General features: G+C 29.5%; 22 protein-coding genes and 1 riboswitch. Of the genes, 2 read left to right on the top strand and 20 right to left on the bottom strand.

Going from position 1 to position 26,298, the window contains the following annotated elements:
* Positions 1–82: 82 nt before the first annotated feature.
* From H8S20_RS00320 to cobC, 11 genes are all read right to left on the bottom strand, one after another.
* Positions 83–913, bottom strand: coding sequence for a GHMP family kinase ATP-binding protein (locus H8S20_RS00320; protein WP_186859015.1), 831 nt, complete (start codon positions 911–913; stop codon positions 83–85).
* A gap of 125 nt (positions 914–1,038) precedes the next feature.
* Positions 1,039–1,806, bottom strand: coding sequence for an ABC transporter ATP-binding protein (locus tag H8S20_RS00315; RefSeq protein WP_186859014.1), 768 nt, complete (start codon positions 1,804–1,806; stop codon positions 1,039–1,041).
* Positions 1,807–1,812: 6 nt separating this feature from the next.
* Positions 1,813–2,853, bottom strand: coding sequence for a FecCD family ABC transporter permease (locus H8S20_RS00310; protein WP_032119099.1), 1,041 nt, complete (start codon positions 2,851–2,853; stop codon positions 1,813–1,815).
* A gap of 21 nt (positions 2,854–2,874) precedes the next feature.
* Positions 2,875–3,816 (bottom strand): ABC transporter substrate-binding protein, encoded by a 942-nt coding sequence (locus H8S20_RS00305; RefSeq protein WP_186859013.1) that lies wholly within the window; start codon positions 3,814–3,816, stop codon positions 2,875–2,877.
* Positions 3,800–4,906: a nicotinate-nucleotide--dimethylbenzimidazole phosphoribosyltransferase gene (gene cobT / locus H8S20_RS00300; RefSeq protein ID WP_032119101.1), complete on the bottom strand. Its 1,107-nt coding sequence runs from the start codon at positions 4,904–4,906 to the stop codon at positions 3,800–3,802. Before cobT ends, H8S20_RS00305 begins: the two co-directional genes overlap by 17 nt.
* Positions 4,907–5,989, bottom strand: coding sequence for a pyridoxal phosphate-dependent aminotransferase (locus tag H8S20_RS00295; RefSeq protein ID WP_032119102.1), 1,083 nt, complete (start codon positions 5,987–5,989; stop codon positions 4,907–4,909).
* Positions 5,986–6,954, bottom strand: coding sequence for an adenosylcobinamide-phosphate synthase CbiB (gene cbiB / locus H8S20_RS00290; RefSeq protein ID WP_032119103.1), 969 nt, complete (start codon positions 6,952–6,954; stop codon positions 5,986–5,988). Before cbiB ends, H8S20_RS00295 begins: the two co-directional genes overlap by 4 nt.
* Positions 6,951–8,432, bottom strand: a complete 1,482-nt coding sequence (locus H8S20_RS00285) for a cobyric acid synthase (RefSeq protein ID WP_186859012.1) — start codon at positions 8,430–8,432, stop codon at positions 6,951–6,953. Before H8S20_RS00285 ends, cbiB begins: the two co-directional genes overlap by 4 nt.
* A gap of 256 nt (positions 8,433–8,688) precedes the next feature.
* Positions 8,689–8,872, bottom strand: a riboswitch (cobalamin riboswitch).
* A gap of 53 nt (positions 8,873–8,925) precedes the next feature.
* Entirely contained in the window at positions 8,926–9,675 is a 750-nt protein-coding gene (gene cobS, locus H8S20_RS00280; RefSeq protein ID WP_032119105.1) for an adenosylcobinamide-GDP ribazoletransferase, read from the bottom strand.
* 1 nt (position 9,676) lies between these two features.
* Positions 9,677–10,225 (bottom strand): bifunctional adenosylcobinamide kinase/adenosylcobinamide-phosphate guanylyltransferase, encoded by a 549-nt coding sequence (cobU, locus tag H8S20_RS00275; protein ID WP_032119106.1) that lies wholly within the window; start codon positions 10,223–10,225, stop codon positions 9,677–9,679.
* Positions 10,226–10,236: 11 nt separating this feature from the next.
* The gene (cobC, locus tag H8S20_RS00270) at positions 10,237–10,818 is read right to left on the bottom strand and encodes an alpha-ribazole phosphatase (protein ID WP_032119107.1); all 582 of its coding nucleotides are present in this window, start codon (positions 10,816–10,818) and stop codon (positions 10,237–10,239) included.
* Positions 10,819–10,995: 177 nt separating this feature from the next.
* On the opposite strand from cobC, the gene H8S20_RS00265 reads away from it, so the two are divergent.
* The gene (locus tag H8S20_RS00265) at positions 10,996–11,985 is read left to right on the top strand and encodes a M28 family metallopeptidase (protein ID WP_051986910.1); all 990 of its coding nucleotides are present in this window, start codon (positions 10,996–10,998) and stop codon (positions 11,983–11,985) included.
* Positions 11,986–12,073: 88 nt separating this feature from the next.
* On the opposite strand, the gene H8S20_RS00260 is transcribed toward H8S20_RS00265, so the two are convergent.
* Complete coding sequence (locus H8S20_RS00260) at positions 12,074–13,234, bottom strand: MFS transporter (RefSeq protein WP_186859011.1); 1,161 nt, start codon at positions 13,232–13,234, stop codon at positions 12,074–12,076.
* A 221-nt stretch (positions 13,235–13,455) separates the two neighbouring features.
* On the opposite strand from H8S20_RS00260, the gene H8S20_RS00255 reads away from it, so the two are divergent.
* Positions 13,456–13,632, top strand: coding sequence for a hypothetical protein (locus H8S20_RS00255; protein WP_186859010.1), 177 nt, complete (start codon positions 13,456–13,458; stop codon positions 13,630–13,632).
* A 104-nt stretch (positions 13,633–13,736) separates the two neighbouring features.
* Here the strand turns inward: H8S20_RS00255 and H8S20_RS00250 are convergent, their stop codons facing one another.
* From H8S20_RS00250 to queA, 8 genes are all read right to left on the bottom strand, one after another.
* Complete coding sequence (locus tag H8S20_RS00250) at positions 13,737–14,531, bottom strand: DUF92 domain-containing protein (protein ID WP_032119109.1); 795 nt, start codon at positions 14,529–14,531, stop codon at positions 13,737–13,739.
* Between the two features lie 6 nt (positions 14,532–14,537).
* A complete protein-coding gene (locus H8S20_RS00245; RefSeq protein ID WP_032119110.1) occupies positions 14,538–15,218 on the bottom strand; it encodes a diacylglycerol/polyprenol kinase family protein in 681 nt (226 codons plus the stop codon).
* A 140-nt stretch (positions 15,219–15,358) separates the two neighbouring features.
* Positions 15,359–21,517, bottom strand: coding sequence for a 5'-nucleotidase C-terminal domain-containing protein (locus H8S20_RS00240; RefSeq protein WP_186859009.1), 6,159 nt, complete (start codon positions 21,515–21,517; stop codon positions 15,359–15,361).
* A gap of 186 nt (positions 21,518–21,703) precedes the next feature.
* Positions 21,704–22,879, bottom strand: coding sequence for a YibE/F family protein (locus tag H8S20_RS00235; protein ID WP_186859008.1), 1,176 nt, complete (start codon positions 22,877–22,879; stop codon positions 21,704–21,706).
* Between the two features lie 389 nt (positions 22,880–23,268).
* On the bottom strand, positions 23,269–23,646 hold the full coding sequence (locus H8S20_RS00230) for a TIGR04086 family membrane protein (RefSeq protein WP_032119111.1): 378 nt from the start codon (positions 23,644–23,646) through the stop codon (positions 23,269–23,271).
* A 53-nt stretch (positions 23,647–23,699) separates the two neighbouring features.
* The gene (gene yajC, locus H8S20_RS00225; RefSeq protein WP_032119210.1) at positions 23,700–23,984 is read right to left on the bottom strand and encodes a preprotein translocase subunit YajC; all 285 of its coding nucleotides are present in this window, start codon (positions 23,982–23,984) and stop codon (positions 23,700–23,702) included.
* A gap of 121 nt (positions 23,985–24,105) precedes the next feature.
* Positions 24,106–25,248, bottom strand: a complete 1,143-nt coding sequence (gene tgt, locus H8S20_RS00220; protein WP_032119112.1) for a tRNA guanosine(34) transglycosylase Tgt — start codon at positions 25,246–25,248, stop codon at positions 24,106–24,108.
* Between the two features lie 24 nt (positions 25,249–25,272).
* Positions 25,273–26,298 carry a tRNA preQ1(34) S-adenosylmethionine ribosyltransferase-isomerase QueA gene (gene queA, locus H8S20_RS00215; protein WP_032119113.1) on the bottom strand — a complete coding sequence of 342 codons (1,026 nt, stop codon included), beginning with the start codon at positions 26,296–26,298 and terminating at the stop codon, positions 25,273–25,275.

The raw sequence follows: 26,298 nt of genomic DNA, 5'->3' as shown, positions 1-26,298 counted from the left end.
ATTTCTCTTCACCAAAGGTGAACATTTCTCAGTCCAAAGGACATATTTCTCTTAGCGTTAGCTAACTTTTCTCTTGTAAGCTTTAGTGAACAACACTATCCAAGGTTTCTACAATAATCTTTTCATATCCATTAATATTTATATTTTTAATTCTTTTCATTTTTTCTTCATCTATGTTATCAAAAATTATTCCTAACATATCTCCACTATGGGCTCCTATAATACCTAAACCACCAAGTAAGTTATTTATCTCTAGTACCTCTACTAAAATATTATACTTTAATCTATGTTGGTTTCTAATTATACTTTCAGTAGATACCTTAGCTAATTTTTTAATATCCTTATCTTCAAATGCTTCTCTTAACTCTCCAAGCAAATCATCTATTTTTTTTAACGGTTGTAGTTCCTTGCTATTATACTCTACGGTATCCACCACATTTTCTCCAATAAAGCATAAAACATGAAATTTAAAATAGTTACCAACTTTTTCTATAACTTTTCCTTCTTTATAGTCAAATATAGTAGCTTTATCAAATATAATACTATCTGTAGGTTCTATTTTTAAGCAATTTTTTATAAGTTCTTCTTCATTAAATTTCCTATCTGTTAATCTTAATAGCCCATTATAAATTGCAGATAAATCTGCTGTACTGCTAGCAAATCCTTTTCCTTTAGGTATTGTAGAATTTATAGAAAGTGCTATTTTCCAATTTCTATATCCCCATTTATCTAAAATATTGTCTATAAATCTATAAGACTTTATATATTCTCTTTCATTATCTCTTTCCTTTTCATCTGATAATATTATTTCTGTATATAAATTTATGGGACAAGATAATAAAACATCTATTCCATTATATTTCCCTTGAATTATTTCTCCAACACTACCTGGATATCTTTCTATTACTTCCATAGTTCCCCTCTTTTGTTTTGCCTTACAAAATTATTTTTCTATAAAAAAATATAGCTAAAGTCATATTATATAACTCTAGCTACATTTTTGTCATCTCAAATTTTAATATTATAAATAATGTAGAACTATATTATTGGTAGTATATATCTTTTATTATTATCATTATAAATCTCTACATCAATATTATATACTTTTTTAATATTTTCCCTTGTCATCACCTTATCAGCTTCTCCAATATCAATAATCTCCCCATCTTTTAGCATAATTATCTCATCACTAAATAATGATACTAAATTTAAATCATGAAGAACTGCAATAATTACTTTATCATTGCATATATCTTTAAATATTTTTAAAAACTCTATTTGGTACTGCAAATCTAAATGTGATGTCGGCTCATCTAATAAAATTATATCCGTATCTTGTGCTAGTGCTCTAGCTGCAATTACTCTTTGTAGTTCACCACCACTTAACTCCGTAACTAACTTATCTCTAAACTTCCATATATCTGCCTTTTCCATAGATTTTTTTACTATATCTCTATCCTCATTATTATATCCTTCGAACCTACCTTTATGAGGAACTCTTCCCATCATTACTACATCATAAACTTTAAATTCGTAATTAATATGGATATTTTGAGGAACTGATGCTAATATCTTAGCTATTTCTTTTGACTTCATAGAAATTAAATCTTTATTATCTATAAATACTGTATTTTTATTAGGAGATAATAAACTACTTATATTTTTTATTAGCGTAGTCTTACCACATCCATTTGGTCCAATTATAGAATAGAATTTACCTTTATTAAAATTTAAGGTTATTCCTTTTAATATTTCTTTTTCATCATAAGAAAATTTTATATTATCTATATGTATTAAAGATTTCATTCTATTCTATCCTTTCTTATATTTATTCAATAAGAATATAAAATATGGTGCACCTATCATAGCTGTTACTGCTCCAATTGGCAATTCCGCTGGTGATGCTATAGTTCTGGCTACAGTATCTGCTAATACTAAAAATATAGCTCCTCCTAGTGCCGCAAATGGGAAGAAATACTTATGTTCCGGTCCAACAATCATACGCACAATATGAGGAATAATAAGGCCTACAAATCCAATTATTCCATTAAAAGCTGTACTAGCTCCAATAATAAATGAAGATACTATTACTACTCTTTTTACTAACTTATTAGTATCAATCCCTAAGCTTTTAGCTGTATCATCTCCTGTAAGAATAATATCTAGGTCTCTAGAATTGATTGTAAGATATATTACTCCTAGTATAACACATGGTCCTACAATAGATATTGTTTTCCAACTTGATGTACTTAAGCCTCCCATAGTCCAGAAAACTATACTTTCAAGTTTATCCTCATTCATAATCATAAGTGTAGATTGTATTGCATTCATAAGCAAACTTATTGCTACCCCTGAAAGAAGAATATTAGTTGTTGAAACTCTTCTTCCAACTCTACCTAAAGTATAAACTAAAAAGGTAGTAAACATAGCGCCTGCAAATGCACATAAAGTTGTTAAACTAAAGCTAAAAAAGCTACTTCTTAAATCAAAAAATATTGCAATAGTAGCTCCAAGAGCTGCTCCAGATGATATTCCTAAAACAAATGGATCTGCCATTGGATTTTTAAATACCGCCTGATAACTTCCTCCTACAACAGCTAAACCCATTCCAACTATAGAAGCCATAACTATTCTAGGTAGTCTTAGCTTAAATATAATTAGAGCGTGGGTATTAACTTCCCCACCCTCTAATGTGTTACCTATGAAGGGTATCTTTGTAAAAATAGTAGAAAATACATCTTTAACACTTATTGATGCAGACCCTACAGATACTGCTATCATTGTTAAAAGTATAAAAGCTATAATTAATATCACAAAACATTTCCATTTATTTTTTCTAATAATATCCTTCATAAAACTTTTCCTCTTTATTTATTAATTAAATGCTTCTGGGTGAAGAATCTTAGCTAAAGCTTCTAATCCATCCGCAAGTCTCGGTCCTTGTCTATTTAACATATTTTCATCAATTTCATATACTTTATCATTCTTAACAGCATCTAAATCTTTATAGAAATCTGTAGTAGTAAATGTAACTTTTGTATCATAATACTTTGATAAAACTATCATTTCTGGATTCTTCTCAGCAAGCTTTTCTTTACTATAACTCCAACCTTCTGAATCATCAGCTATATTTTTACCATTAGCCATTCTAATCATTTCACCTATGAAAGTATTTCCACCAGCTGTTGAATCTTTTTCTCCAAATCCAACTACATAATACATGCTTGGTGCTTCTAATCCTTCTACTTTTTTAGTAACTTCTGCAACCTTATCTTTCATTCCAGCAACAACTTCCCCTGCTTTTGGAGAAGCATTTAAAATTTGTCCTAATGTTTGTATTGATTTATAAACACCATCAAAGCTATCTTCTGAATATAAAACTATTGTTGGAATTCCTAATTCATCTAATTTAGCTTGAGCTTCTTCTTTAAAATGAGTAGATGCAACAACTAAATCAGGTTTAATTTCTGCAATTAATTCTAAGTTCGGCTTAGTTAAAGTTCCAACTTCTTGTACTTCTAAAGCTTGCTCTGGATAATCACAATACTTAGTTCTTCCAGCTAATTTATCACCTTTATCTAAAGAATAAATCATTTCTGTTACATTTGGCCCTAAAGATACAACTGTTTGTGGTTCCTTTTCAATAACTATTTCCTTTCCATTTGTATCAGTAATAGTTAAAGGATATGTTGTAACTGTTTCCTGTACATTATTTGTGTTTTCCTCTTCAGTTTTCTTTTCTCCGCAGCTTACTAACCCGAAAGCTAACATAGCTACAATTAACATCATTATAATACTTTTAAACTTCTTTTTCATATTTTTTTCTCTCCTCATATAATTTTTTATAATTTTCACTTTCATCATTATCTAATCCAGCTTTATCAAAAGTATCCATTTCACTTAAAATCGTTAAAGCTGATTCAATTATTGAAAATGCTATTGGGCAACCACTACCTTCTCCTAATCTCATTTTCAAATCGAACATAGGCTCAAGGTTCATTTCTTTATATACTTCGTTCATAGCTTTTTCTGTAGATTTATGAGATGAAAACATAAAGTTTTTTACACCTTTATCAATTTTATATGCACATAATGCTGCTGCAGAACTTATAAGTCCATCTATAACTATTGGAATCCTATTTTTAGCAGCACCTATAAAGCTTCCACAGAGACTAGCAATATCAAGGCCACCAACTTTACTTAAAACATCTATAACATCGTCTTTGTTAGGATTATTTAATTCTAAAGACCTTCTTAGAATCTTCTTTTTATTTTCTAATCCACCTTCTGTCAATCCTGCTCCAAGTCCTACTAATTCCTCTACATCTAAATCTAATAATGCTGCTATAACCGCTGTACTAGTTGATGTGTTTCCTATTCCCATCTCTCCAGTACCAATCAAGTTATATCCTTCTTTAACAAGTATATCAACAGATTCAATTCCTATGTTTATAGCTTTAATTACTTCTTCTCTCGTAAGTGCTTCTCCTAAAGCCATATTATTAGATCCTTCTCTTATTTTTTTATCTATTACTTTTTTATTAGATATTGTACCTTTTACTCCAACATCAATTACTCTTATTTCGCTTCCATAAAACTTTGCTAATATCCCAACTCCAGTGGTGTAATTCGGTAAGTTATTCGTCACAATATTTGTAACTTCTTGTGAACATCCACTTACCCCTTCATCACATACTCCATTATCAGCACAGAAAATAAGTATATTTTTCTTTTTAATTTTATTAAAAACTTCGCCAGTCATTCCTGATATCTTAACAGCTATTTCTTCAAGTACTCCAAGACTTCTAAGGGGTTTGCTTAAACTGTCTAAGTGTTCCCATGTTTTATTCATTACTTCTTGGTCTAAAGGCTTAATTTTATTTAATGCATCTTCTAATAAACTCATCTAGATTCTCCTAATATTCTCATAGTGTCTTAACATATCCAATAAAACTTCATTATTTTCTCTACTCTTCACTGCTAATCTTATAAAAGAATTATCTAGTCCTCTATAATTACCACATTTTCTTATAAGTATTCCACTATTTAATGCAAATTCAAACAGCTCCTGCTCTACTACATTATTTAATTTGCACAAAAGAAAATTGCTATTACTTTCAAACACCCTGTTAAATAAACTAATTTTTCTTAATTCATTTATTAAAAACTCTCTTTCAACCATATTTACATTTAAGGACTTTTCGATATACTCTCTATCCTCTAATAAATATTTTAATGATACAGCAGCAAATGTATTTATATTCCAAGGCAATTGTTTTTCTCTTAGTTTATTTAATATTTCTTTATCAGAGCTTATTGCCCATCCCAATCTTATTCCTGGTAGTGCAAAATACTTTGTAATTGCTCTAATAAGAATTAAAGATTTATAATTAATTACTTCATCTATAAAGCTATAAGCTTTATCTCCTGAAAACTCAACAAAAGCCTCATCAACAATTATTTTTTTCTCATTCACTTCGCAATAATTCAAGATTTTCTTAAATCTATCTTTATCTATGTTACACCCATTTGGATTATTAGGATTGCCTATTATTATTCCATCACATGATTTTAACTTATCTAAAATATCTTCATAGCTATAAGTCATATCATTATTTAAATAGCTATATTTAATTTCTAATCCATATTTTTTAGCACTAATTTCATATTCAGAAAATGAAGGTGCGATAATGCATATACTCCTTAATGTTGATATTGCTAAGTCTAACACCTCTGCAGCACCATTTCCTAAGATTATATTATCGTTATCTATAGAAATTTTATGATATTTAATAATAGCTTCCTTAGTAGTTCTATATTGTATATCTGGATAATGATTTATTAAGTTTGTTGCTTCTTTTATTCCTTCATAAAAACTATTAGGTACACCTAAAAGATTTATATTTGAACTATAATCTATAAGTTCTTTCCCTTTTAATAAACCTTCTGTATATATATCTCCACCATGACTAGTTAATGTTTTATTCATAAATTAATTACTCCTAATGTAAAAATACTAAAGAGAAAAAATAATATTTCACTTACTATCATAAGCTTATTACATTCTTTTATATGCATTCTATTTATAGGCTTTATATTATCACCTATAGTAGGCTTTTCTATTACTTCTCCAAAGTAAATATTGGTTCCACCTAATCTTATATCCATTGCTCCAGCAGCTGCTCCTTCAGGATAAGCACAATTGGGGCTTTTATGATTTTTTCTATCTCTTATCATAACTCTAACCGCCCTAATAATGTTCCCCCCAACTATTGGAGAGGAAATACACATAGCTATTCCTGTAATCCTTGCTGGTATAAAGTTAGCTATATCATCTAACTTTGCTGGAAAATATCCAATATATTTATACTTTTCTGTTAAATATCCAAGCATAGAATCCATAGTATTTATAGCTTTATACATCATTGCTAAAGGTGCTCCTCCTATAATTCCATAAAAGAGTGGTGCTATTACACCATCTGATGCATTTTCAGCTACAGTCTCCACAGCAGCTCTTACTATTTCACTTTCTTCTAAAGTCGTTGTATCTCTTCCAACTATATATGAAAGCATAAGTCTAGCTTTATTTATATCTTCGTCCTCTAGCGCTTTATATACCTTCTCACTTTCTACCTTTAAACATTTAGCAGCTACTGTTGTATAAAGTAAAAAGCTATTTACTAATATATAAAGTATTTTATTGAAGCTAAATATACTTACTATAACAAACGTAGTTATATAGGTAGTTAAAATAAGTATTAGAAAAATAAATCCACCATATTTTTTTAGTTCTTTGTCATTCTTAGATTTTTTTCTAAAGTATTTTTCTAAAGTTGAGATAAATTTCCCCATATATATTACTGGGTGTGGAAATCCATATGGATCTCCAATTATAAAGTCAACTACAATTGCTATTCCAATAGATATTAAGTTTAATAGTAAAAATTCAATCATCTTTTAATCCCCATAATCTCATAGATACTATCTATATCTAAACTTTCTCTAACAATAGAAGCTAGTTCATCTATTTCTTTTTCTCTTATTGCTTCATATTTTGATGACTTCTTTTCAATTAATCCTTTTTCTCTTCTAATAGAGTTTAAAATAGTTTCCCTAAAAGAACTGCTATCTAATACTCCATGAAGATATGTTGCCATTATCTTTTTATCTTCACTTATATATCCATCATTAATACTAGCTTCTTCTCCATTAGAACTAGTTAAGTTTACGAAATAATTATATTCACATTTGGCTATTGTTTCTCCCATGTGAATTTCATATCCATATACTTTGTCACCTAAAGAAGTTACACCTTCTGATCTAGTCATAATTTTTTCTGTCGTTAACTTTGTAATACATGGAATTATACCAATTCCTTTTACGCTTAAATTATCACTTTCAACTTTATTAGGATCTAGTATCTCTTCTCCTAACATTTGATATCCACCACAAATCCCTAGGATTCTCCCACTTTTACTATATTTCAATAACTTCTCTTCTAAACCTGAATTTCTTAAGTAAATCAAATCATCTATAGTATTTTTGCTACCTGGCAAAATTACCATATCCGGATTTCCAAAATCATGGGCTTTAGAAATAAATCTAATACTAACATCATCTTCTACCTTTAAAGCATCAATATCAGTGAAATTTGATATGTGTGGTAAATGAATAACAGCTATATCTATATCTCTTTTCTTTTCGTTTTTCATAGATGAAGCCATAAATCCATCTTCATCTTCTAAGTTCAAAGTAAAATGTGGTACAACACCTAGTGTAGGCTTATGGATAATATCAGTTAGCATATCAATTCCAGGTGTTAGAAGATCAATATCTCCTCTAAATTTGTTTATTATTACACCTTTAACTCTTTCCTTCTCCGAATCACTAAGTAAAAGTAAAGTTCCTGCTAAAGATGCGAATACTCCACCTTTATCAATATCTCCAACAATTATTACTGGAGCATCAACTAGTTCTGCCATTCCCATATTAACTATATCATTTTCTCTTAAGTTAATTTCAGCTGGACTACCTGCACCTTCCATGACAACAATATCAAATTTTTCTTCAATTTTTTCAAAGTCATTTTTAAGCATAACTTTAAATTCATCTTTTAAATTGTGATAGCCTTTTGCATCAGTATTTAAATATACTTTACCATTTACTATTACTTGACACTTCCTATCACTGGTTGGTTTTAAAAGAATCGGATTCATATAAGCTTCGGGTTCTATTCCTGATGCATAGGCCTGTAACACTTGAGCTCTTCCCATTTCTTTACCATCTAAAGTAATATAGGAATTTAAAGACATATTTTGAGATTTATAAGGACATACTTTATACCCATCTTGAGTAAATATCCTACATAAAGCTGCAACTAATATACTTTTCCCTACTGATGATCCAGTACCTTGTATCATTATCTTTGCCAATTTTATCCCTCCTTTAAGTAACGCTCTTAATTATTAGTTTAGCAAGTGAACTATCTACTACGAGCGTATATAAGTAGCAGTTTCCTTTTAATTAGAAATTCTCTAGAAAAAAAAGTAGTACACGGTTAGTGTACTACTATAGTTAAGTGTATATTTACTTCATATACAACCTCTATTCATCGCATAAAAATGCCAATATTTTTTATTAGCATAATAAGAAACGAATCTTCTCCCTAGTAGTCTCTCCCTCCGAAAGCTCTTAGAATCCATCTAGGCAGGTTTCCTGACTTATGAATCATCCTCACTTTCACCTTCCCCTAAATCTTAGAGTGGCATGTTTGAAAGTTTGTCCTCAATTACAGTAGCGGGGGCTGTTGTAGCTTTTACTACATTCCCTTTTACCCTTCTTTTACGAAGGCACCTAAATTTCTATATAATTTTCCTCACTCATTATATTGTAGATATTACAAATTAGCAATACTTTTATTTAAAATTAAAATTTACCACTTAAAGCAATTAATAAGATTAACATTACCAATTCATTATTTGCACCTAAAGAATCTCCTGTTATTCCATTTATTTTAATATCACAATATTTATTAAATAAGATAGTTGTAATAATTGATATAACAAGTATCATAAATAATCTTTTTAAATCTAACACAAAAATAGCTATTAATATAAATAATAAATAATTAATTATTACTTCATTAAAGGTCACAGTATTTATAAATAAATTCCCACTTCCAGTTTTTTTAGCAGCCTTTCCTATATAACTTATCAATACTATACTTACTCTACTAATCATAGGTAACAGTATTATTATATAACTTGTTGTATTATTCAATACAGTAGTATACCCTATAAATTTAATTAATAAATTTATTATTATTCCAATACAAGCAAAAGTACCAATTCTACTATCTTTCATTATCTCAATAATCTTGTCTTTTCCTTTAGTTGCAAAGAATCCATCACAAGTATCACCGAATCCATCTATATGAAACCCACCAGTAATAAGTATATCTATAATTATTATAAATATTACTGCTATATCTAAACTAAAGAACTTTATTAAAAATGAATATACTACAAATTGAATTACTCCTATAACTAATCCAACAATAGCAAAAAAATTTGCCCCTCTTTTAAAGTCTGTATTTTCACAAGGTAAAGACTTATTTATAGGAATTCTAGTTAACACTTGAAGCATAAGTAAAAAATTCTCAAAATATCTTTTCATATTACTTTAACCTCATTGGCAAACCACATGCTACTAAATATACTTCATCACTTTCTTTAGCTAGCATCTGATTAACCCTTCCTAAAATATCTGTAAAAATTCTACCTAATTTATACTCTGATACTAGTGAAAAGCCTACTTCATTAGTAATTATTACAACATTTTTATCTTTACTTTTTATCTGCTCTAAGAACTTTAATATTTCATCAATTATTTCTTTTTCTAAAATATTAATTTCATCTTTGCTTAAGTTGTCTACATCCATATATTTATCAAAAATTAAATTTGTTATCATAGTTCCAATACATTCTAACATTATATACTTCTCTTTTATTTCACATACCCTACTATAAAGGTCCTTATACCCCTCGATAGTACTCCATAGTTTGTTTCTACTCTCTTTGTGTCTTTTAACTCTCTCCTTCATCTCTTCATCATAAATAATTGAAGTTGCTATATAAGCTACATCATTTTTATCTTTTAAAAGACTTTCCCCATAGGAACTTTTACCACTTCTAGTTCCCCCTGTTACTAAAATTATTTTGCTCATTTCTTCTCCTTTCATATGTGAGTTATAGAATCTATATACCAATTTCCATATTCATATTTAATGATTGATAGATCTCCATTTTTTGATGAAAACTTCCAAAAATGCTCTAAACTTTTAAGTATGTAACAATAAGAATTTCTTATAAATCCTCCATGAGTTATTAAAAGGACATTCTCAGCTTTTTCATTTTGAATCATCTTAAAAAACTCCTCAGTTCGCAAATAACTTTCAACTGCACTTTCTCCTAAAGGAATTTTATAATTTTTCCAATCCTCTTCCCAAGCTTTAACTTCGCCACTATACTCTTTACATATCTCTTCATATGTTTTATTTTCAAATATTCCAAAATTCCTTTCATCTAATCTTGGATCTACTTTACATTTAAAATCTTTTCCTAATATTATCCTTGCAGTTTCATTACATCTTTTTTTTGAGCTAATATAAACTGAATCAAAGTTAATATCTTTAAGTTTTTCTTTTAAAATCTTAGCCTCTTCTATTCCACTAGATGCTAATTCACTATCATAAGCTCCATAATACCTTTTCTCTTCATTACTTTTCGTAGTACCATGTCTAACTAAATAAATATTCATTTTTCTCCTTTTAATACCTATATTAGAAATTTTACTTTAATTTTATATTAACACCTCTATTAAATCAATTAAGATATTCATGTATTATTTTCTTCAAATTACCAATAATACTTCTATTAGAACTTTTTAATATGTTAAAATAAGTTAATTACTAATTTTATAAATGAGAGGTGTGTTATGAAAATTCTAAATAGACTCCTAATAATATTATTGATTTTTTCACTAGTTTCTTGTGGTGACAAAGCAACAAGCACAAGGCCTGCTGAAACTTCTGATACGTTATTAGGTCAAACTAGTGATTGGAGTAACTTCCAATACAAAATAGATACTGATGGCCACGTTGAAAAAATAATGAAAGATTTATGTTCCGATACTTATTTAGGAAGGGTTGTAGGAACAAAAGAAAATGAAAAAACTCAAGAATATATAAAAGATTACTTTAAGAATTTAAATATATCGCCTTTTGACGATAATTATTATATTTCAAATAAGGACGGAATAATTTCTTTAAATGAAAGTACTAACAATGTTGCTGCAGTTATTAAAGGTACTGATAGCTCCAAGGCAGTATATATCACTGCTCATCTTGACCATGTTAATGATGTTGATAATAACCCTTTAAGTGGTGCTATAGATAATGCATCAGGAATAGCAGTCCTTCTCGAAACTGCTCATAAAGTAAAAGAACTTACAGATAAAAGCCCCTTAGACATGGATGTAGTCTTCGTAGCATTTAATGCAGAAGAATTAGGACTTTTAGGTAGTCAAAATTTCTTTAATAAGTACTATAACAATTACTCTGAAAGTTATAATATAAATATTGACTGTGTAGCTCAAAAAAATTGTAATACCTTATCTATGGGCAACGATGATCCTAATTCAGAAAATCTATATAATGCTATGAAAGAAACATTCGATAAAGAAAATGTTATCTATGACAATTCTTTATACGCCACAAAAAATGGTGTACGTTATGGAACCAGTGATCACATAGTTATACGTAAATACGGAGCACCATCCCTAGTTCTAGGCGATTCTACAATAATGGATGTTGTTCATACTAATAAAGATAACTTAGATAATATAGACTATAGTGATTTAGAAAAACTAAGTGATACCTTAACTAAGTTTTTAATAACTAATAACGGAAATACCTTTAATAAATAAGTTGTTCGCGAAGCTCACAAGAGAAATGTTAGCTACATATTTCTCTTGCCAAAGGCAACATCTCTCTTTGTGAGTGTAGCGAACAGCATCATTCAACTTCTATCTTTATCTTCATAAGAATAGCAAATCCTATAAGCAACATTATACCTGATGCTACAAAAGGAAGTTTTGCTCCAAAGTCAAAAATTGCTCCTGCAAATAATGATCCAATTACCATTCCAACAGCTTTAGCAGAATTTTGTAATCCCATTAAAGTTCCATAATTCTCTTTTGCTAATGTTGAAACTATATTTTGCTGTATTGGTACATAAATACTTGCAACTGCTACAAATAATATAACTGAACCAAAAAACACCACCAAGTTTTTTGATAACCCTACTAGCATCATACTTAACGATAAAATTAATGTTATATATTTAAAGCTAACTTCTTTAGTAAACCTCTTTCCTATAATAGGCGTTAATAAGATATTTGCTAAAAATCCTATAACTCCAGCTATTGATAGGAATACTCCATTAAATGTCGGTGGTAAATTTAATATTGATTCTATGTAGTAATTTATAGAGGAATTATAACTTGTAGATGAAAAAAAGAATATCATAATCAAAATCATAACAACTATTAAGTTTTTATTTAATAGATCTCCATATTTACTAAATGAAAATATATTTAACTTAATATGTACTTTTTCTTTCTTCTTCTCTACTGTTTCTCCTAATACAAGATATAGAGCTAAGCTTAATATTGTTGCCAAAATAAATTGCCATAAGAAAGTTACTTTATAATTTGTATTACCTAATACCCCACCTAAAAGTGCTCCCAATGCTCCTCCTATAGTAGTTGCACCTGCATAATACGACATAATCTTTAATCTGTTTTCCTTAGTAGTTATATCTGTCAAATAAGCCAGTGATACTGTTAAGTAGCTTGTAACAAATGCTCCCCCAAGTATTCTAAATATCACTATAAGAAACGGATTAGTTACAAATCCAAATCCTAATTGACTTGCTCCATATCCAAACAACCCTAAAACAAGAAACTTTATCCTTCCTTTAGTATCTGAAAGACCTCCCCAAATTGGAGAAAAGAAAAAGTTTCCCAAAGACATAGATGCAAAAAATATACCAAACATAATGCTTGGAAGTCCTAATGTTCTTATAAGTACTGGAGTTACAGGATGTGCCATGTTTAAAACTAGTTGAATTAATAACGCTAATATCAATAAACTAGTAACTGATTTTTTCTTCATTTTTATCTCCTTGTAAAGTTTTTATATTTATTAATATAAATGTAGACAAATATTTTTGCAATGTTTAAATTTCCTTTTAGTTATAATCTTAAAAACTACAAATTATAACCGTTTACATCTTTAAATCTTATCTTTCATCTATATTCTTTTAAAATTGGTAGCATTTTTTTCATTATTTAATACTATATATAAATATAGATTAAATAAAGGAGTGATTAATTATGAATTGCTACGATTTAACACTAGAATATATTAGAGTTTTAGATGATTTACAAAGAACTATTGATAAAAAAAGTAAAGCTCCTGCTATAGATCAAGATTGGCTAGAAACTGATATAAATAAACTTGAGATAAAACTTTTCGAAATTATTGATATATTAAAAAAGAAAAAAATATAACTTTTTTTAAGCACAACATAATAAAATTCTATCAATATTGATAAAATATAAAACATGAGCAAAAGTTACTTGTCCATGTTTTATATTTCTAGAAATACTATTAGCTATAAAATCAATACAAATATAGCTGTAACTATTAAATTGCTTAAAATATTAACCATATCATTATTAATAAATCTATACCCTGATATCAAACGATTCTTTCTATCACCATTAACTTTCTTCTCTGTAACATCCCCTGATGATTCGTCAATATAATGCCCTTGAATCGTTACCCCTAATACAGAATCAACTATTGATCCCAAAAAACCCAATAATATTATCAATAATAATATTTTTATGATATTTTTATCATACCCCAAAGTAATAATATAGCTAATAGTATATGATAATCCTATTACTGTAGATCCTAAAAGTGCAGATAATGTCCCTAATAAACTTACTCCTCCAGAAACACCTTTCTCTATTCTTTTTCCTGTTATTATAGATATTGTCTTTCCTTTTGACAATACCCCCAATTCACTAGCCCATGTATCTGAATTAGATGCTGCAAAAGATACTGCAGAAGCTATAAGAAACTTTGGATCCTTAGTTATTTGAAATAATAACACACATATCAAAGCTATTCCGCCATTTGCAATAACTTGTATAAAATCTCTTTCATCACCTTTTTCGTGTATCTTGTCTAAATTTCTTTTCTTGATTTTACCTATTTTTGAAATAATAGATGAAGAAATAAAAAATACTAACATAAGCATAAATGGAATGATTCCACCAAGAACAAATATTAAACTTCCTAATAGTATAGCTGTTATCATTCCACTCCTATTTAACGATTTCTTATTATATGCAATAATTGCAATTATTACAGATATTATTATTCCAATAATTATTTTCATCTTATATCACCTCATAAAAATAGAGACTAAGTAATAAATTAATGAAACACCTATTGGTACAGTTAAATTATCTAATCCATGTGGTGTAAATAACTCAAGCAATGTAGCTACAATTGATAAACCTAATGAATATAAAATAACCCCTACTATCGCTATATCAGTGCAAATACCTAATACTAAAGTTATTACAGTGAAAGTAACTACTAGCATAGTAAACGTTCCTTCTTTAGATTTCAAATTCTCACCTATAAGAGTATATTTAGTGCCTTTAAAAGTTCCTACTACAGCTGCAAGACCATCCCCATACCCCATAGTAAGTATACCTAAAGCACCAATATATCCATTGTTTCCTTCTCCAACAGTAAATAAAGCTAATATTAATAGTGAAATAGCGTAATATACAGTTCCTAAATCTTTTTTTCCTCCATCCCTTTCCATTGCTTCAATTACTTGATATTTATAAGAGATATAATTAATAACTACAAATAAAGCTGGTACTATAGCCGCATAATATCTATTATCAAAAAATATCATAGCTATTATCCACCAATTGCATACCCCTATATGTATAAACTTTCTACTTACCTCACCAGATATTATTTTCTTCTTAGTTAATATTGTCGATATCCCTATAATACAAAATACAAATAAAAGAGATATTATAATTCCTAATAAATTGTTGTCCATTTTTCTCTCCTTAACCTACTTTTCCATTTTTCATTATACATTATAAATATATCTAATTATATAAAAATATTATTAATCTTTATTATATAATTCTTAATAATGTAATAGGACTGTAACATTTATGCTACAGTCCTTTATAATTATTTAGCTTCTTTTATTTTATCCTTCTTTTTATATACTACTATCGCTCCAGTAGTTATCATTAGTAATCCAAATATCAAGAAGTACGTAGAATCAACTCCACCTGTTTGTGGAAGATCTCCTTTACCTTCTTCATTTTCTTGGTTGTTGTTCCCATTATTATTTCCATTCCCTGAATTATTTCCATCACTTGGTTTTTCAGGGTCAACAGGAATTTCTGGTTTTTCATCTTCTTTTTCTAATTCAGCAATCTTAGCTTCTGCTTCTATTAATTTGTCTAATACTTCTTTTGGTACAAGTTCCTTTTGAGCTTCTGTTAACTCATCATATGCTTTTCTTGCTGCTTTTATCATATCAAGATTTTCCAAAGTAATTTGTGATAATTTTGGAATACCATTAATTACTTCTATAACTGCATCTGCTTTTTCTTGATTTTCGATTTCTTCAGCAGCTCCTACTAAAATTCTATCTTCAAGTTTATAATCAACTTTTTTAAGTTCTTTAATATAATCAGCTAATGCTTCATCCAAAGCTGAAAATTCGTTTTCTGTCTTAATTGAACTGAAATGAGGATATCCATCTCCACCTGCTGAAATAAAATCATTAGTAGCAACTAGATACTCTTTTTCAAGTTTTATTTTTTCACCGTTAAGTGTAATATTAACAACTCTACTTCCTACTGGTTGTGTAGGGTCGTAAACATATTTTATTCCTCCAACATGAGGGAACTGTCCAGCAACATTTGGAGCATCTTTAACACCATGCTCAATAACATCTTTAATTTGTTTTCCTGTTAGATACTTAGTTACTATAAAGTTACCAAAAGGAAGAACACCTATTACTTCACCTTTTGTTATTTCCCCAACATCTATACTTGCTCTAATTCCACCACCATTTGTTATTGCAACTTCTGCTCCTGTAGTATTTAACATTGCATCTGTTAATAAATTACCTAAATTAGTCTCACCAGCTCTTACATGTTCTCTTGTTCCATCAAGTTCTGTAATATTTGTTCCTATAACTTCTGATAAAATAACTTTTTGCTCTTCATCAATCTCTTTTATCTTAGCTGTCACAGCTGGATCTGCTGTAACCTCTAACACTTCTTTCTTATTTATAAGTGTAGCTTTCTTTTCAACTAACTTTTTAGTATCTGCATTTACAGTTAAAGTTAACTTTCCTAAATTTGCTTCATACTCTCCAGTACTTACTATTAAAGTATCATTTGCCGCCTCAAATCCATTTTCAAATTTGCTATGGCTATGTCCATCTATTATTACATCAATTCCCTCAACTGCTTTAGCAATATCCTCTGAAGTTATTTCTGTAGATTCGTCAGTACCAATATGAGCTACTGCTATAACGATTTCTGCTCCTGCATCCTTTAAAGCCTTAACTTGAGTTTTAGCAATTTTAATTGGATCTGCAAATTCTAAACCTTTAACATTATTAGGATTAGTCTTATAAGTTGTTTCTGGACTTGTTAAACCAAAGAATCCAACTTTAACGCCATCTATTTCTTTAATATTATTTGCTTCTAATATAGATTTGCCAGCCTTTAATACATTAGCAGAGATAATATCAAATCCATTATCAGCTTTAGCTTTATCTGCAAGTTCTAATAATCTTTCATATCCGTAATTAAAATCATGATTACCTGGAACCATTAAATCATATCCAGCCATCTTCATTAAGTCAACTATATCTGCTCCTTTATTCATAGTTGCAAAAGGAAGACCATGTAATGTATCTCCTGCATCTATCAACAAAGAATTCTCTACAGATTTTTTAATAGCTGATATTGTGTCTATCCCTATAACACTATTATCTGCCTTTACTCTACCATGAGAGTCATTTGTATGGAAAATAGTTATATCTGTATTTTCTTTTTCATCTTCTGATATAACCACTTCAGCAGAATCTCTTACTCTTATTCTTGCACCTTCAGTATCAGTTGAAGTAAGACCTATAGCTGTTACTATATCACCAACTTTAATATTTGGATTAAACTTACCAGTTTCTAATGATCCATCAGATGCTCCTATATATCCATTTAGAAATACTCTAACATCTCCACTACCATCATTTAGAATCATATAGCCACTATTATTTTTTCCAATAGATTTAACCTCACCGGTTACGGATACTAATGAGCCTTTATTTTCTTCTGAATTAGCCTCATTTGTGCTCATCACTTTTGGAATAATTTCAGTTATACTATCATCTACTACTTTTATATTAGTTAAGTTTAATTGTTTTTCGCCTTCATATGCACTTACTATACCAGTTATTCTAACCTTTTGTCCCACTTTTAAATCTATATTAGCTACAGGGAAAATATTTATTCCTGCTGTTTCATCTTGAACGTAGATTGTATCAAAGAAAGCATTTCCTTCTTGAGTTCCTGCTGTAACATAAGCTTCAATAGTAAATACTTCTCCCATTTCAGCTGTACGAACATCTTTTATAGGCGTTACTTTTACGTCCTTCTTAATATCTTCTAATATATTTTTAACAATATTGTAATTTGAATACTGCAAATCACCATAGTTATCTAATGATGCTTGCACTTCAAAATCGGACATAAATACAGTTCCACCAACAAATATATTTCCACCACCAGAAAGTTTCTCAGTAGCTAATGCAACTACTTCACCTTTTGGTATAGATACACCTGTTGTATTTTTATTAGAGTCAAATGAATAAGTAGTATCAAAGCCTTTTACTAACCAAGTTGCTTTTCCTTCTTTAACTGCCTTTTCATCTAATTGAACTGAACATCCACTATAGAAACTATATTCTTGCTCAGATACTACGCCATTTAAGAATTCTGAATCCATATTAATATTTTTAAATTTTAACCTAAAGTCTTGACCCGCATTATTATCTTTGTCAACAACTTCATCATTATTTATTCTTGTAGTTACACCTATTGCCTCTAACAACTTATTTAATTGAGTTGAAGATGCATATTCACCAGTTCCATCTTGATAGTCAGCTAATCCACAAACTATTATATCTCCACCATTTTCAGCATATCTCTTAACTGTTTGAATGAATTCATCACTAAATATTTGTGGTGAATAATTTACTCCATTTACACTTCCTGTCTTCTTAGCTGGTGCTGAAATTATTAAAAGTTGTGCATCCTTTAATAATTCATCTGTAATTTTATTTTTCTCAATATTTACAGCAACATTTTCAGAATTAGCTATAGCTGTAAAGTTACCCATGTTATTTGCATAGTATCCTGCTACATAATCATTAAAATGCGTTGCATCTATAACTACCTTACTTATTACAGATGGATCTACCACTGTTAACTTCAATACATCAGTGTATAGTTTTTCAACACCACTTAAAGTTGCTTTTACTTTTACATTTATATTAAAATTACCAGCTGCTTCTGGCGTATATTTAAATGAATAGGTTGATGTGCTTAATGAATTAACAACTATTTTATCAGTTGAATTATTAATAACTTTTCCATCAATTGAATATTCTATGCTTTCAATAACTAGATCATTCTTTTCATTATTATATAATGATGTTTCAATTTCTAATTCTTCACCCTTTATTGGCATAGTTGTACTAGCCTCTGTTTTGGAAATACCAGACTTCTCTACTGATCCTATCCAAACTGGAGCAGTTACTGCTATATCCTTGTCCTCTTGATCTACCCTTATATAATAATATGAATAATCAGCTGGTAATGTAAACTCAACAACTTCTTCATTTGAGTTAATTACCTTACTATCTAATACATATCCCCCATTTACTACAACTGAAACTTTGCCTACATTTTCATTATCTTCATCTTTAATATTAACTTTTATATTTACCGACTCTGGTTTATCACTTAATATTGATCCCATAACTTCATTATTTAATGTATATATTATGCTTAAATTCTCATCTTCAGTTGAATAAGTTCTCATATTTCTTAGAGCATCATAAAGATTTTCTTCATTCAATGAATCTGTTAAAATTACTGTTCTTGCTGTATTTGCATTTCCCCACTTACCTTTATGATTATCTTGGTTATTAGCTGGAGCTACATGCCATCCTTTATCAAGCGCTCTAGTATAATATTCGTAAGATGGGAAATATCCACTTCCACGAACTCCTCCTTCTCCATTACCAACCTCAATTAGCGTAATTAGGCTATCTATCTGCTCATCATATAATGAGAAATCATTAAAATCACCAAATGTCTTTCCTGGATGATTCCACTGAGATACTGACTCAGGATATTGCTTTAATATCCCATAATAGTTCTCTAGTGCATTAGCATCTTTATTTGTTAACCCTGTCTTATTACGACTCTCAAATCCTGGTGTATTAAATGTATTTATATGCCCTGTTCCATTTGACCATGTCATTTCATATCCATAAACGCCTAGGAAGCTTTCATCTGTATACTTCTTAGCCACGTTATGAGCATTAACCCATTCACTACTCTTTGATCCATCAGCCATAGATGAACTAGTATCATTATCTAGTGAGTTTGAGTGGTCTGTAACTGCTAAGAAGTCAACTCCAGATTCTTCTTTTGCATATTTATATGCATCTTCTATAGAGCCACTTCCATCAGAAATATTAGTATGTGAATGCAGTTGTCCAAAGTATGGAGTCAATCCATCCACATTTACTTTTTCCTTAACTTCAAACTCTACTTCTAAAATAGTTGTATTTCCTAAAATATCAGCTAATTCTACATAAAGCTTATGCTTCCCTATTGCCAATTCCTCTTTAGGAGTATATATTAAATTTTTATCTGTAACATCAACTGTTGAAGTTACATCTATATCATCTATTTTTAAATTTAAGCTATCTTTATTTATTTCAGATTCATCTTTAAAGCTAATTTCTATTTTAGGAATCTTATTTGTCGTTGTTAAATTAGCTGGTGATACTACCGTAAACTCTGGTCCAACCTTATCTTCTTCTGGAAGAAGATTAGACTTAACAATGTCGTTGGCCTGATTAACTCTAATTTGATATGTGTTGAACTGTGAACATATTCCAATAACATCTACTTTATCTCCAGCCATTATATCAGTTAATATTGGACTTTTATAGATATTAGCCACATTGTTCTCGCTATCAGTAATGCTAGTATTCCCTAAAGTATTTACTTCCCCAATAGTCACATTAGAAATTTTAACTCTTTGTGATTCGTAGTTTTCTCCACCGTTATTACTCATTATGTCTGTAATTGTAACTTCCTTTGGTTCAGGAAGTATATTATTTGAAGAATTTTTAATTAAACTTGTATATTGTATTTGAATAAGGCCATTATAATCTGAAGTCGCTCCTTCTACTATAACCTCATCACCTATTTCTAAATTATCTGCCCCCCTAAGCGCAATACCTGCAGTTTCATCTTGAATTGCATAATTATATGAACTACCAGATAACTCCTTAAATGTTATTATCCCCTTAACTTTAACAGATTTCTCTATAACTCCTCTGGCATCACTTATAGATATTATGTCATCATCTGGATTTGGTTCAGGGTCAGGATTTTCACCTTGACCATATGATGAATTTCTAGGCGTTGGTGCTCCAGCATAAAAATCTACACTATTATTATTCGTATCCCATCCATTTGTTACACCATTTGAAGTTCCATCATTATCTTTTCTTTGAACACTCTCAGTATTTGACATAGCTATAGTTGGAGCTATTTCACTTTCATTTGCAGCTGGACCTACTCCAACAAGATCAACGACATCACCGTTATTATTCACTAATTTTACTTTACATTCTTTTGCTCCCATAGCTATATTGCCATTTGTATCAGGTTGCGGTAACTCTTGGCTTCCTCCGTCGCCAGCTGCTTGCTGTATAAGATAATATCCGCCTGCCTTTATAGTCCCACTTAAAGCTGTCTCATTATTAAACATACCAGTTTTTGCTGCATACTGAACCTTCCAACCTTCTAAATTAATATCACTTTCAGTTGGGTTATAAAGTTCAATAAAATCATTTTTAAGCGTAGCCCCTGAGTTACCTCCTCCTCCATAAACTTCACTTATTACAACATATGTGGTTTCTTCTGCACTTACTGTCTTAGTAGGTACAGTAACAAATCCAATTAACATTGTAAAAACAATAAATAGGTTTAAAATTTTACTTTTGGTTAGTTTGTACATTTTACCCCTCCTTAACTTTCCTCACTTTAATTATATACTATTTATTGTTAAATATGTTAAGTAATGGTTATAATATCGTTACTTTCTTATTTGTTTTTTATACAAAACATATTATTTTATTTACTTTTATAAATAATAAAGGTTATAACAATATATATTATGTTATAACCTTTATTTGAACATATTTTAACTTTTAACAACTTTATAATTCTTATGTTTATTTCTAATTTCACTTTTGTATAAGTAGGATGCTATTAATGCTGTAATTGGCACAGTAAGTACTATCCCTATACTTCCCGCTACACCTTGAATTATTTCTGTTCCTACAATATCAATATTAAAAAGCTGATCAGCTGTCATACTTGACGTAAATATCATTAACAATGTAGTTAGAGAACCTCCCGCAAAGGCTAATATAAGTGTGTTAGCCATAGTCCCTATTACATCTCTTCCTATATTCATACCACTAATAAACAACTCTTTTGAAGATCTATTTGGATTAATTTGATAAATTTCAAAAACAGATGATGATATAGACATAGCTACATCCATAACTGCTCCTAATGATGCAACCAAAATTCCAGCAAACATAATTCCAGTAACTTTTAATCCTGTACCTTCGGCTATATACATTATACTTTCCGCATCTTCCATAGTAATGCCTGACAAATGGGCTAGTTTCCCGAATACAAGTGCAATTGTTCCTGAAATTATTACCCCTAATATGGTTCCTAAAATTGCAACAATCGTTTTTTTACTTTTACCTGAAATTAATATCATTGTAATTACTACACTTAAAATAGCTATAATTATAGCTGAAAATATTGGACTAACCCCCCTTAACATTAGGGGAATCATTAAATATATAATTGATACTATCGTAAATATTAACGACACTATAGCCTTTAATCCGCGTATTCCTCCAATGATAATTATTACAGCTAAAAATATGCTTATAATTCCTATAAGTGCACCACTTCTATCATAAGAATAAATAGATAAATCAGATATTTCTCCATCTTTTCTATAAATTCCTACTATTACTTTGGTCCCTTCATTTACTTTGTAATTATATAACCTACTGATTCTATTTACTATCTCATACTCATTTCCTTTTAAGTCGCCACTACTAATCTCTAAACTTATTGTTTGAGCTCCTATTTGAACATTATTTAGGTATTGATCCTTTTCTAAGGATTCATTAATTATTGACGTGACAGTAGCCTTGCAATACTCTACATTTTTACTTAATTTATCAGCAATAAAACCACCACTATAAATATTTTTTGAACATAAAAATATCGCTATACTAAATAAAATTGTAATAATTATCATAATTGCATCAGATTTAAACTTATTCATTTTACCCCCTAAGTAAAAATAATTAATTTATTAATATAACATAATATACTCATACTTATATTGTACTATATTTAGATTTACTTAGGAATATTTTACACCTTGCTTACTACTAAAAAAGATGATAATAAAGCATTATCCTTATCACCCTATTTTAATATCATGTTTTTCTTATTAAGTTAACTCATTTCTTTTTTTCTAATAATAACTATAGCTCCACCTAAAACTTATAAAACACCAATACCAACTATATATAGTTCTTCACATTTCTTTTGTCTATTCTGAACTATCTCTACTAATTAATATTTTACAAATTCTTATATAGGATTTATCTCTACAAAAACAAAAAGACTTCATTATCTTTATATGAAGTCTTTTCTTATTATCATTAACTATTCTTTTCCTAAGTTAATCCCTAGCATACCTGATAGAGTTCCAACAAGAACACATAAAGAGAATTTAATTAAATCATATACTCCTAACGTTGGTTCAGCACCGAATAAAACTCCTGTTGCGTATAATGCTATGTAAAATAATACACCTACTGCTAATCCGACTAACCAACCTTTCTCTCCATGTAACTTAGCTGCAACTATTGTTCCAAAAATTAAGCCTAATGAAGTAATAACTACAAATACCCCACTAAAAACCGCTGGACTAAATTCTATAAAAGAAATCATTAATGAAAAAATAGCTGTAAGTAATACTGTCACCGCAAAAGCACCAACTACACCTTTTAGTACATTGTTAAAATAGCTTTTTAATTCCATAAAAAACACCCCCTTAGTATCATTTTTATGACACTTAAGAGGGTATTATTCTACTATTCTTCGTTCTTATTTATTTTTTGAGAAACTGAAGTTTTAAGCATTTTAAATCTAGTTCTATCTGGACCTGATTGTACTACCATATACTCATCTTCAAGAGTTATAATCTTTCCAACAACTCCACCCCTAGTTATTATTTCATCATTAACTTTTAATTCAGATAACATAGCATTATATTTTTTAGTTCTTTTCTTCTCTGGTAATATTAGTAATAAGTACATAAGACCGAACATTATTACTAATGGTAAGAAAGTAGCTAACATTCCACCTACATTGCCCATTATATTCATTCCCTTCTCTATATTAATTTTAAAAATAGTCCTAATGAAAACTATACTATTTACATAATAGTATGTCAATTATTCTACAAATATTAAATAAATTTAATATTTTATTTACATCTTATTTCTTTATGTTCCACTCTCTTAGCTTTTGCTCTTTGAATTCTTTGTAATTTCCAGCATCTATAGCTGCTCTTATATCTTCCATTAATTTATTATAGAAATATAAGTTATGAAGTACACAAAGTCTCATAGCTAACATTTCTTTAGCTTTAAATAAATGTCTTATATAGGCTCTTGTATAATTCTTGCAAGCAGGACATTGGCATCCTTCATCAATTGGTCTATTATCTAATTCAAATTTAGCATTAAATAGATTTATCTTTCCTTCTCCTGTAAATACGTGTCCATGTCTTCCATTTCTAGCTGGAAGCACGCAGTCAAAAAAGTCAACTCCTCTATCTACAGCTTCAATTATATTTTCCGGAGTACCAACACCCATTAAATATATAGGTTTATCTTCTGGAAGGTGTGGAACTACTGCTTCAATTACTCTATACATTTCTTCATGAGTTTCTCCAACAGCTAAACCACCGATAGCATATCCATCCATATCTAAACTTGCAAGATGCTTAGCATGTTCTATTCTAATATCTTCATAGCATCCACCTTGATTTATTCCAAAAAGCATTTGTTCCTTATTTATTGTTTCTGGAAGAGAGTTTAATCTATTCATCTCTGCTATACATCTATCAAGCCATCTGTTAGTTCTTGCTACTGATTTCTCAACATATTCTCTTGTTGATGGATTTGGTATACATTCGTCAAAAGCCATTGCTATAGTAGATGCAAGATTGCTTTGAATTTGCATTGATTCTTCTGGTCCCATAAATATTTTTCTTCCATCTATATGAGAATTAAAATAAACGCCTTCTTCTTTAATCTTTCTCATTCCAGCAAGAGAGAATACTTGGAATCCACCTGAATCTGTAAGTATTGGTCTATCCCAATTCATAAACTCATGTAATCCACCCATCTTAGCTACTACCTTATCGCTTGGTCTTAAGTGAAGGTGATATGTATTTGAAAGCTCAACTTGGCATCCTATTTCTTTTAAATCCATAGACGATACTGCACCTTTAATTGCAGCTAAAGTTCCAACATTCATAAATACTGGAGTCTCTATAGTTCCATGAGGAGTTACAAATCTTCCTCTTCTAGCATTTCCATCTTTTTTTAGTAACGTATATCTTTTTTTACTCAAAATTTCACTTCCTTAGTTTTTATATTACTTAATAAACATTGAATCTCCAAAAGAGAAGAATCTATATTTTTCTTTAACAGCTTCATTATAAGCGTTCATAACATGTTCCTTACCTGCAAGAGCTGAAACTAACATTATTAATGTTGACTCAGGAAGGTGGAAATTAGTTATTAAATTATCTACAACCTTAAACTTATATCCTGGATATATAAATATATTAGTCCATCCACTTTTCGCAGACACATATCCATTTTCATCACCAATAGTTTCAAGAGTTCTTGTTGACGTAGTTCCAACTGATATTACTCTACCACCATTTTTCTTTGTATTATTTATTATATCAGCATTTTCTTTATCTAAACAATAATATTCTGAATGCATAACATGCTCATTTACATCATCAACCTTTACAGGTCTAAATGTTCCAAGTCCAACATGCAGCGTTAAATATGCTATGTTAACACCTTTATCACGAAGCTTTTCTAATAGCTCTTCAGTAAAATGTAATCCAGCTGTTGGCGCTGCTGCTGATCCTTTTTCCTTAGAATATACTGTTTGATATCTTTCTCTATCATCCAATCTCTCAGTTATATATGGTGGAAGTGGCATTTCTCCAAGTTCGTCTAAAACTTGTTCAAATATTCCCTCATAAGAAAATTCAATAATTCTATTTCCCTCTTCTACAATATCTACTACTGTACATTTTAACTTACCTTCTCCAAAAGTAAAAGTAGCACCTATTTTAGCCTTCTTTCCTGGTTTAGCTAAACATTCCCACTTATCTCCTTCTATTCTTTTAAGCAGTAAAAACTCAATTTTAGAGCCTGTTTCTTCCTTTTGCCCAAACAATCTTGCTGGCATAACCCTAGTATTATTTAAGACTAAAGTATCTCCTTCTTTTAGATATTCTATTATATCATAGAAATGCCTATGTTCTACTTTGCCAGTCTCTTTATCTAGCACCATTAATCTTGAATAATCTCTTTTTTCTAATGGATGTTGTGCAATAAGCTCTTCTGGTAAATCAAAATTAAAATCACTTGTTTTCAT

This window comes from Clostridium hominis (genome assembly GCF_014287825.1).
Taxonomy (GTDB): Bacteria; Bacillota; Clostridia; order Clostridiales; family Clostridiaceae; genus Clostridium; species Clostridium hominis.
This window is presented reverse-complemented; position numbering and strand designations above follow the sequence as displayed.

Bases quoted from the DNA above. Each gene is read 5' to 3' on its own strand.
- cobC (WP_032119107.1), bottom strand. From the start codon at position 10,818: ATGAATATTTATTTAGTTAGACATGGTACTACGAAAAGTAATGAAGAG.
- cobS (WP_032119105.1), bottom strand. From the start codon at position 9,675: ATGAAAAGATATTTTGAGAATTTTTTACTTATGCTTCAAGTGTTAACT.
- H8S20_RS00265 (WP_051986910.1), top strand. From the start codon at position 10,996: ATGAAAATTCTAAATAGACTCCTAATAATATTATTGATTTTTTCACTA.
- yajC (WP_032119210.1), bottom strand. From the start codon at position 23,984: ATGGGCAATGTAGGTGGAATGTTAGCTACTTTCTTACCATTAGTAATA.
- queA (WP_032119113.1), bottom strand. From the start codon at position 26,298: ATGAAAACAAGTGATTTTAATTTTGATTTACCAGAAGAGCTTATTGCA.
- H8S20_RS00295 (WP_032119102.1), bottom strand. From the start codon at position 5,989: ATGAATAAAACATTAACTAGTCATGGTGGAGATATATATACAGAAGGT.
- H8S20_RS00255 (WP_186859010.1), top strand. From the start codon at position 13,456: ATGAATTGCTACGATTTAACACTAGAATATATTAGAGTTTTAGATGAT.
- cbiB (WP_032119103.1), bottom strand. From the start codon at position 6,954: ATGATTGAATTTTTACTATTAAACTTAATATCTATTGGAATAGCAATT.
- H8S20_RS00240 (WP_186859009.1), bottom strand. From the start codon at position 21,517: ATGTACAAACTAACCAAAAGTAAAATTTTAAACCTATTTATTGTTTTT.
- H8S20_RS00315 (WP_186859014.1), bottom strand. From the start codon at position 1,806: ATGAAATCTTTAATACATATAGATAATATAAAATTTTCTTATGATGAA.
- H8S20_RS00260 (WP_186859011.1), bottom strand. From the start codon at position 13,234: ATGAAGAAAAAATCAGTTACTAGTTTATTGATATTAGCGTTATTAATT.
- H8S20_RS00250 (WP_032119109.1), bottom strand. From the start codon at position 14,531: ATGAAAATAATTATTGGAATAATAATATCTGTAATAATTGCAATTATT.
- H8S20_RS00245 (WP_032119110.1), bottom strand. From the start codon at position 15,218: ATGGACAACAATTTATTAGGAATTATAATATCTCTTTTATTTGTATTT.
- H8S20_RS00320 (WP_186859015.1), bottom strand. From the start codon at position 913: ATGGAAGTAATAGAAAGATATCCAGGTAGTGTTGGAGAAATAATTCAA.
- cobT (WP_032119101.1), bottom strand. From the start codon at position 4,906: ATGAGTTTATTAGAAGATGCATTAAATAAAATTAAGCCTTTAGACCAA.
- cobU (WP_032119106.1), bottom strand. From the start codon at position 10,225: ATGAGCAAAATAATTTTAGTAACAGGGGGAACTAGAAGTGGTAAAAGT.
- H8S20_RS00235 (WP_186859008.1), bottom strand. From the start codon at position 22,879: ATGAATAAGTTTAAATCTGATGCAATTATGATAATTATTACAATTTTA.
- H8S20_RS00230 (WP_032119111.1), bottom strand. From the start codon at position 23,646: ATGGAATTAAAAAGCTATTTTAACAATGTACTAAAAGGTGTAGTTGGT.
- H8S20_RS00305 (WP_186859013.1), bottom strand. From the start codon at position 3,816: ATGAAAAAGAAGTTTAAAAGTATTATAATGATGTTAATTGTAGCTATG.
- H8S20_RS00310 (WP_032119099.1), bottom strand. From the start codon at position 2,853: ATGAAGGATATTATTAGAAAAAATAAATGGAAATGTTTTGTGATATTA.